Annotated in this window: 3 protein-coding genes and 1 tRNA gene; all 4 read right to left on the bottom strand. The window is 51.3% G+C overall.

Going from position 1 to position 7,351, the window contains the following annotated elements:
• Positions 1 to 75 precede the first annotated feature (75 nt).
• The 4 genes from PPL9_RS01710 to PPL9_RS01695 all read right to left on the bottom strand — a co-directional run bounded on the left by PPL9_RS01710 (position 76) and on the right by PPL9_RS01695 (position 6,833).
• Positions 76 to 3,669, bottom strand: a complete 3,594-nt coding sequence (locus PPL9_RS01710) for a HigA family addiction module antitoxin (RefSeq protein ID WP_057461025.1) — start codon at positions 3,667 to 3,669, stop codon at positions 76 to 78.
• 395 nt (positions 3,670 to 4,064) lie between these two features.
• Positions 4,065 to 4,862, bottom strand: coding sequence for an rRNA adenine N-6-methyltransferase family protein (locus tag PPL9_RS01705; RefSeq protein ID WP_208989104.1), 798 nt, complete (start codon positions 4,860 to 4,862; stop codon positions 4,065 to 4,067).
• A gap of 435 nt (positions 4,863 to 5,297) precedes the next feature.
• Entirely contained in the window at positions 5,298 to 6,599 is a 1,302-nt protein-coding gene (locus tag PPL9_RS01700) for a tyrosine-type recombinase/integrase (RefSeq protein ID WP_082596454.1), read from the bottom strand.
• Positions 6,600 to 6,743: 144 nt separating this feature from the next.
• Positions 6,744 to 6,833 (bottom strand) — tRNA-Ser (locus tag PPL9_RS01695).
• Positions 6,834 to 7,351 lie beyond the last annotated feature (518 nt).

Raw genomic sequence — 7,351 nt, 5'->3', positions numbered from 1 at the left:
CATCGGGGAAATCTGCGACCTCTACAATCCGACAGAATGCTGGAACTACTTCAAAGCCGCAGGATGCATCTCAAATTAATCTCGAAACGCTTTAGGTTCCACATCTCTGGACTCATTTTTGCCCCTGTAGGCCATGCGAATGGCCTCGCAGAAAAGAGACGGGTTGTCGTTTACCTCGGCCTCAAGGTTAGGGATACGCCCTCTATCGAACCTGAAGACCTTCAGATACTGGAACTCCAGATCTGCCATCCTATCGCGGCTAATTGTGCCGCGCGAATTGAGAATCTTGAACACCTCCTCAATGGAATGCCGATCCATCGAGGATGCTCCCCGCTCAGCTTCATCGCTTCGGGGGAGAGCTTGTAGGATTGCGCAGAGCTGTTCAGATTCGATGCTCTTCAGGTCCAGATGGACAAATTGCAGCGCCGTTAGGCCGCGACGGACTTCAATGAGTTTTGCTACGGCGTAGCGCAACTCATCTTCTGTCTGCCTCGCCCAGTGTGCGGACACAGTCTTCCAGTATCCTTCGGACACTGCCTGGCTTGAAGCCTCCACAGCGTCCCAAACTGTCTGCCCAAACCGGCAAAGGCAGAAGAGGCGCACCAACTGTTCATCGGTCAGTTCCCCACGCAATCCGATGATAAAACCAACCGCCTTCTTGTCACCCAACGAGAAAAAGAAGCCGTCCAGCAGGAACTGTAGCGTGGTCGAAGTCAGGAACTCGGGATGGCCTACGATGCGTCGGATAAAGGCAAGCTGATCCGCCTCGGAGCTCATGATCTGCGCGAGGTTATTACCTACTATGTGCGAAGCATTCCCGGATAGAGCAAGGCGTACGGCACCTGAAACACCTTCCTGCGCCAACATTGCTTCGACGCCCGCCTTTCGTTGTTTGGCGATGCGCGCGTCTCGCGCCTCGAAGTCGTGCTCATCGTCGTGGATATCTTCCCACGAGCTCTCTATCCATGAATTCTTGAACAACCACGCGTGCTTCCAGACGACATCGTTAGGCTCCAACTCGTCATAGATATCACGCGCCTTGCTTACCTTGGCTTTCGTAGCCGTCTTCGGCGCTCCCTTCTTGCTCAGGTGGCGGGCACTCCTGCTAACACCCACGCGGATTTGCTCCCTTAACCAAGCCCGATCCTCGTCGGTGGCCGCTTTTGCCCAGTCGACTACGCGATCCCACACGCGCGCGCGATAGTCGTCACCAAAACCCTCCAAGCTATTCACCAAATCAGCAAGTTTCTCTCTTGTCATTGGTGTCCACGAGAGAGCTACATAAAGGCAGTGTTCTTCGAACTTCCAGCGCTCTCCGTTAGTCACCACTTCGCCGCTACCAAAGGCATAGTCCCTCCATTTCGGCTTGACGCTGTAATGGCCGGTCCGCGATCGTAAGTCATACTGGTCCCTCGCAACCGCCCATCCGACTTCGGGAAAGTGCTTTACCAATTGATCAAGGGCTGCAATCCGCTGCTCCACATTGGCAGAGGTTTGCGGCATCCAGCTACGGAAGATCGAAAGCAGGCTTTGCATCGCGCTGTTGCCGCTACGATCCTCAGGCTCCAGTTCACAAAGCTTTGCAAGCACATCCACGACACGCTGGAGATATTCCGGCGACCACGCCAACAAATCCAGTGCCCACAGCAGGCCAACTCGGGGATTTGTGGAAAACAGGGGGTCACCGACTGGGCGCATCAAGACTTGTGTGCTCGGATCATTTTCGGCCAAGTCCCGCTCGATTATTTTCAGGAACTCTTCCGGCGCGGCCTCAGCATACCGCTGAAATTCATCGGATTGAGACTCCATTGTCTCGCCGTCCATGTCGGCGAACAGCTTCCTAACCAATAGCTTTGCCTGAGATTGCGTATCCACACCCAGTCTGCTTCTGAATAGTCCGTTTCCGTGCATCGCCAGAATTACTAAGCTATCAGCGATGCCTTCCCGCAGAGCAGAAGATATATCGCGGGTCTTGCCATGAATGCTCGCAGCCCAACGCTCACTTTCTGGAAGATCGAGTGAGGGATCAGGCTCCGAAAGTACTAGTTCAGCAGCCTGATAGAAGCGATCAAGGTCCTCGGACGTCACCCACTGATGTACGGCGTAGAGGGCGTCAATCTTGGACACGATCCCTCGGAAGGAACCTATCGACCAGACGGGCGAACTTTCAATTGGCAGAAGATCGCCTAACTCCCTCTCGACCTCCGCATATCTGTCTTCACTCATCAAATGGCAAAGGGTAAATCGGTCAGCCTCGTTATCACTTTTCCATGCGCCTGCCAGCATGAAAGGAAACACCGAGCGCGCAAGCGCTTTGTCAGCACTCCATGCCGGTGACTTGATTGCTTGATCTCGTGCCAGCCGGCGCCGCAGCACCGTGAGAGACCGCCCCGACTCGTCCTTAAGACGTTCTATCGCATCGCGGCCCAGCCCCATCGTTTCGAGACCTTTGCGGAAAGCTTCTCCGCTGAGGGTGTCAAGAATAATATCTGCCTCGCTTTGCACCATCGTTCGCGGCACGATTGAAATTCCGCCAAGACGCGTTCCCGTCTCAGCCAGCTCCACCTCGGTTTCACGGTTTGTAACGATCGGTATGAAGCGCGATGACTTGTTTGCGAGTTCGGTTATTGGTCCAGCTTCGGAGAACACGACTACGCGGTCACGTATCGCTGAAAGTTCAGGGTCGTCCCCGCTCAACATCGCGTAAACAAACGCAAGACCTTCCAGCACTGAATCTGACGCGACCCGAAGCGTTCGATCCGCTCCACACAAATGTGCAAGAAGCCTCTTACCAGAAATAGTCGACGCTTCATCAAATATGTGCGGCGTAAAGGCCGGGTCGCAATCCGCATTCCACTTCACCCAACAACGTTCCAGCGACTTCGTGCCACGAAAGTCTTTGCCGTTTTCGTTGGCAAACCAAACCTGAGCTGGAATGGACTGTTCCATCCATTGCTCAAGGTCGCTGGAGTCCAAGACGACAACATCTTTCCATTGCTTCTTGGCCAGTTGCGCCGTTGTCCAGGCATCCTTTCCTGACCAACGTCGGGGCGTAACAAAGACAAATGTTGTCTTGAGCCTCTCGGCTTTGGAGGTGGCTTTCACGCTCTTGGAGAAGTCACCGTCGGCTTTCTCTTTGATATTTTTGTTTGTTCCGAACTCCCAACCGGACGCGCCAGTAGGCATCCATGGATTTCCTACCAGCGTTTCGACCTCTCCATCCCAACCCGGGCGCTGAGAATCATCATGTGCAGGGAAGTCGACTTTCTGCAGCCCGTCACATGTTGAGTGAATTAGTATCCTCAGCAGAGCCGCTAACTTGGCGCGTGAGTCCACGCTATTTACCCACTGTTCAATGTCGTTTGCCTTAGGGGTCGCAAATGGTGGTACGAAACTACGAACTGCCACCATGTTCATGTTCGTTGAGCTTTTTTGAGCGTCGAAAGCACTTTGCATCGCAAGAAGATCATTTGCGCTTACCCCAAATGCCTTTTCAAGCTTAGCGGCCATTTCACTGGAGAGGCCTGAGTTGCCGTTCAATAGGTTCGACAGGGCGGGCCGCCCTACGCCAATCACTTTTGCGGCTTGGGTCACACTCGTGGCTTTTGGGATGACCTTGCTCTTGATGTAAGGGCCAGGATGGATCGCAGGGGCTTTGGTGCTCGACATATTCGTCTCCGAAAGGATTCCTTCTCTGAAGCAGATTGTATTGTGTAGCGCTTCACAATACAATCTGCTTTTATGCGGTGTCAGAATCTCACTGTTTATGGCATCCTTGGTCGGTAGGGTGCGCGGCTGAATGTCCGCTAGTGCGCAAGGCGCGGCGCAACTTCGCGATCGAGCGAATGACCGCTTCCGCAATCGCTCCACCGTGAGTTTGCGTCCACGGCAAAAGCCCAGAGTCCGCCCATAGAGACAATGTGAGTAGGGTCGATCTTGAGTTGAAGCCTTGCTGTAGTTAGGGCTGCCATAAGTTAGGATGAATGTCAGCTTTTGGTCAGGCGCGAGTTACCTAGCTACAACTTATCAGGCCATTTTTTCCGTCTCTCTTGTCTGATGCCAAACTAGCTGACTTTTGACTTAGTGATCCAGAAGCCGTTCCCTTTGAGCCAGACATCATTTTGATCTTCTCTGGGCGCTCCAACGTGATAATGTTGTATGCCTTGGACAGATCTAGGTTCTGACTTTAGAACTGACATTAGTGCCTTTCCATCTTCTTCAGTGCGTGCACCATAGCAATGATAGAATCCGCATGGGCCTATAGATTTGGCGGATAGATCAGCTCCAGATTTTTGCAGATGCAAGAGAAATCCCCATTGATCTTCACCAGTGAAAGGTAAAACCAATCGTCCGCACTCTGCAAGATGACTGAGCCACACTTTCGGGACATGAGTAACACCAGCGCATCCTACAATGATATCAAGTTGAGGAAACTCGTCAGCCTCAGCCGCATTGCCTGAGATAACCTCGACTTGCTGATAATGGTTTAGGTTTTGCTTTGCCTGTTTTGCAAGTTTGTCTTCGTACTCATATGCAACAACGCGACCTGTCTCGGTCACGAGCTCTGCTAGGATTGCCGTAAAATACCCGAGACCGGCGCCGACCTGGAGAACTGTCTCTCCTGGCTTGATATCCAAGTTGTCAAAGACATGAGCCCAAAGGGAAGGTAAGCCATTGTTGATGCCCAATGCTTCATCAATCGATATCAATAAGTCATGGTAGAGGTGCTTGGGATCGTCAGATACACTTTTGTAAGTTGTCCCAACACTCAAACGAGAATGTATCGTCCAAGGGCCATGTCCGAGATATCGCTCACGAGGTACTTCTGCAAAAGCTTCAGTGATTTTGTGATTTTTGATCACTGGAGCAGCATGCCTGATATCCTCAGCATACCATCTTCGAGCGTCAATGGTGTCTGAGCCAATAGATATGGCTGTCTCGTCTTGGTACATCAAACTAACCTCCCCGAAGCAACACAATTTCTGGAATGTTATCAAGCACGCTATATTTTAGCTTGGTGCACTAACTGTACGTCCGTAGACTTCGAATGAGAAGACTAGCATGCCGATCACAACTAGAAATAGCAAGTATCATTCAGCTGCTTCAACTCAGTATCAGTGTGAATGTCCGCAACTGGTCAGCTGGGAACTTCCCGATCATTGAGCCAATGTGGAATGCCCGTTTAAACCCACCTAGAAGTGCTCCAATGTTCGGTTATGTGCCAATTGTCTACACATGCCAGGATCTAAAGTCAGTTTTTCGCTGCCTACCGACCACATAATACCCTCACGACCAACTCACACAAACGCAAACCGGCTGATAGCCTCACGCTTTAGTTCCAGGCTGCCGCCCTCTCCGTATTTCGGCCTGTTATAGGCATGCCCCATCAGTTCCACCCGAAGCCTGTGATCAACGCCCGCTTCCAGCATGCTCTCCTCGAAAGAGTGGCGCAGTGAGTAAGGAGTGTGGCGTTCTGTTTCTTTCAGTTTGCGCTCAACCATTGCCTTATTGATTAGGGCACCCCAGCGATCTGCTTTCAGGTAATAAGTCTGAACCCCGCCCCTTGCGACGATCCGTTTTGTTGCATCAAGCGAGACGCCAACAAGTGGAACTTCTCGCTCTGACCACCTGGTCTTGAGTTTGCGCTTGATAGCCCCGTCACTGTACTCCTCAACGCGGATGTGGGGCACGTCATGCTCAAGAACAAAGTGCTCTAACTTTGCACCCAACAGCTCTGAAGGTCGAAGACCTGTGTTGATCAGGATCTTGAACACCAGCACAGCCTCCTCATTGGTCACACCAAAGGCATCTGGAGCCAGCAGAACGGTCCTGATCCAATCGCGTGAGAATGACGGCCTGTGATCTTGCAAATCATTTTGTGCAAGTCTGAGCTGAAGAAACGGGTTGGCTAACTGCTCCTGCTTCAGATCTCGCCAGGTCGAAAAGATTTTGGAGAGATGCGTGAAATCCTTGTTCGCCGTGCTGGGCTTTTTACCCTCATCGACAACACGGTCCATCCACCACTCACGAAGCTTCAATCCATCATCACGACTTAGCTCATGGACGTTTTTATCGCCTACAACGGCGATCAGATTATTGATGGCTTTTTGTCTGGGGTTCTTCCATTTGCGGATTTGATCATCACTCTTTCCAAGGAGTAGATCTGGAGTGAGATCCAGATACTCCTCGTAGAGCCTGGAGACTTTCAGGATCGGCTTATCCGCACCGCCTAACAATCCATCAGCAACAACAGAAACTGTTTTGGATTGCTCACCCTCCGGGATCACCTCAATACGATTGAGCAGGCCACCGAGAGGCTCTGCAACAACCTCCTCCAATGACAGGTAGGTATACCCCTGTACTTCTGCAAAATTGACTGCAGCCTCATAGTGAACCTTTGCCCCCTCATGATCTTCTGCGAGCAAAGCCTCCCAGTACGCAACAAGCCTCTCCTCAATAATGAGAGACTTCCTTTGTGCCACATCAGGGCTTTCGGTTTTAAGGGAGAGCTGGATGCGTGAACGCGGATCGACAGACGCATATCTTTTGGGAACACGCTTCACAAAATAGTACATTCCACGACTGATCGTATGAGCCATATTCTACCCATCCTACATGCAGTGTTATGTAATTTGTTATGTAGAATGTTATGTAGCTCAGTCCGCCAGTGTCAAATCACTTTGCGCAACACGCTATAACCTACTGATTAAGCGTATCTATTCGTATTTTCAAAAAAGAGAAGATGGCGGACACGGAGGGATTCGAACCCTCGAGACCCTTCCGGGCCTACTCCCTTAGCAGGGGAGCGCCTTCGACCACTCGGCCACGTGTCCTTGAAGTGGTTACTACCCACTAACTGACCGTAGTTCAAGGCCGTTTTGATCTTTTTTCAGCTTTTCCCCACGATCTATATTCGTAAGTGCCTGCAAGAACATGCAAGGAACGAAACGTGATTTGCAGGATAATTCAAACAAAACCCAAACAATTCTGTTCTTGGTTTGGTCAAAAGAGCGGAGTTCCCTTGCACTTAAGCGCGACCAGCCAACCGATTGACACAACCTTAAGCCGACGATAGCTCTATTTTCTCGTATGATGTGTTTTCATAGGTGAGGAATGAAATTTAGCGCGATTGCTGCGGCTCTTGCATTTTTTTACGATGCAGCCTGCCCTAGCCCAAACACCAGTGTTTGTCGGCGACGCCTTATGGACAGATCGATCGATTTGAGTAAGGGAGTGTTTTGGCCCATGATCACTAGATTAGGAGTGAACAATGGGGCAATACACGAGGACCGCCAGCGCTGCAGCTGAGAAGGCGGTTAAAGACATCCAGCACAAGACCCGAAAGCGCTAT

The organism is Pseudovibrio sp. POLY-S9, assembly GCF_001431305.1.
GTDB lineage: Bacteria > Pseudomonadota > Alphaproteobacteria > Rhizobiales > Stappiaceae > Pseudovibrio.
The sequence above is the reverse complement of the archived record's forward strand: the minus strand, read 5'-3'. Positions and strand labels throughout refer to the sequence as shown.

Coding starts and splice junctions, on each gene's coding strand:
- PPL9_RS01710 (WP_057461025.1), bottom strand. CDS start 3,669: ATGTCGAGCACCAAAGCCCCTGCGATCCATCCTGGCCCTTACATCAAG.
- PPL9_RS01700 (WP_082596454.1), bottom strand. CDS start 6,599: ATGGCTCATACGATCAGTCGTGGAATGTACTATTTTGTGAAGCGTGTT.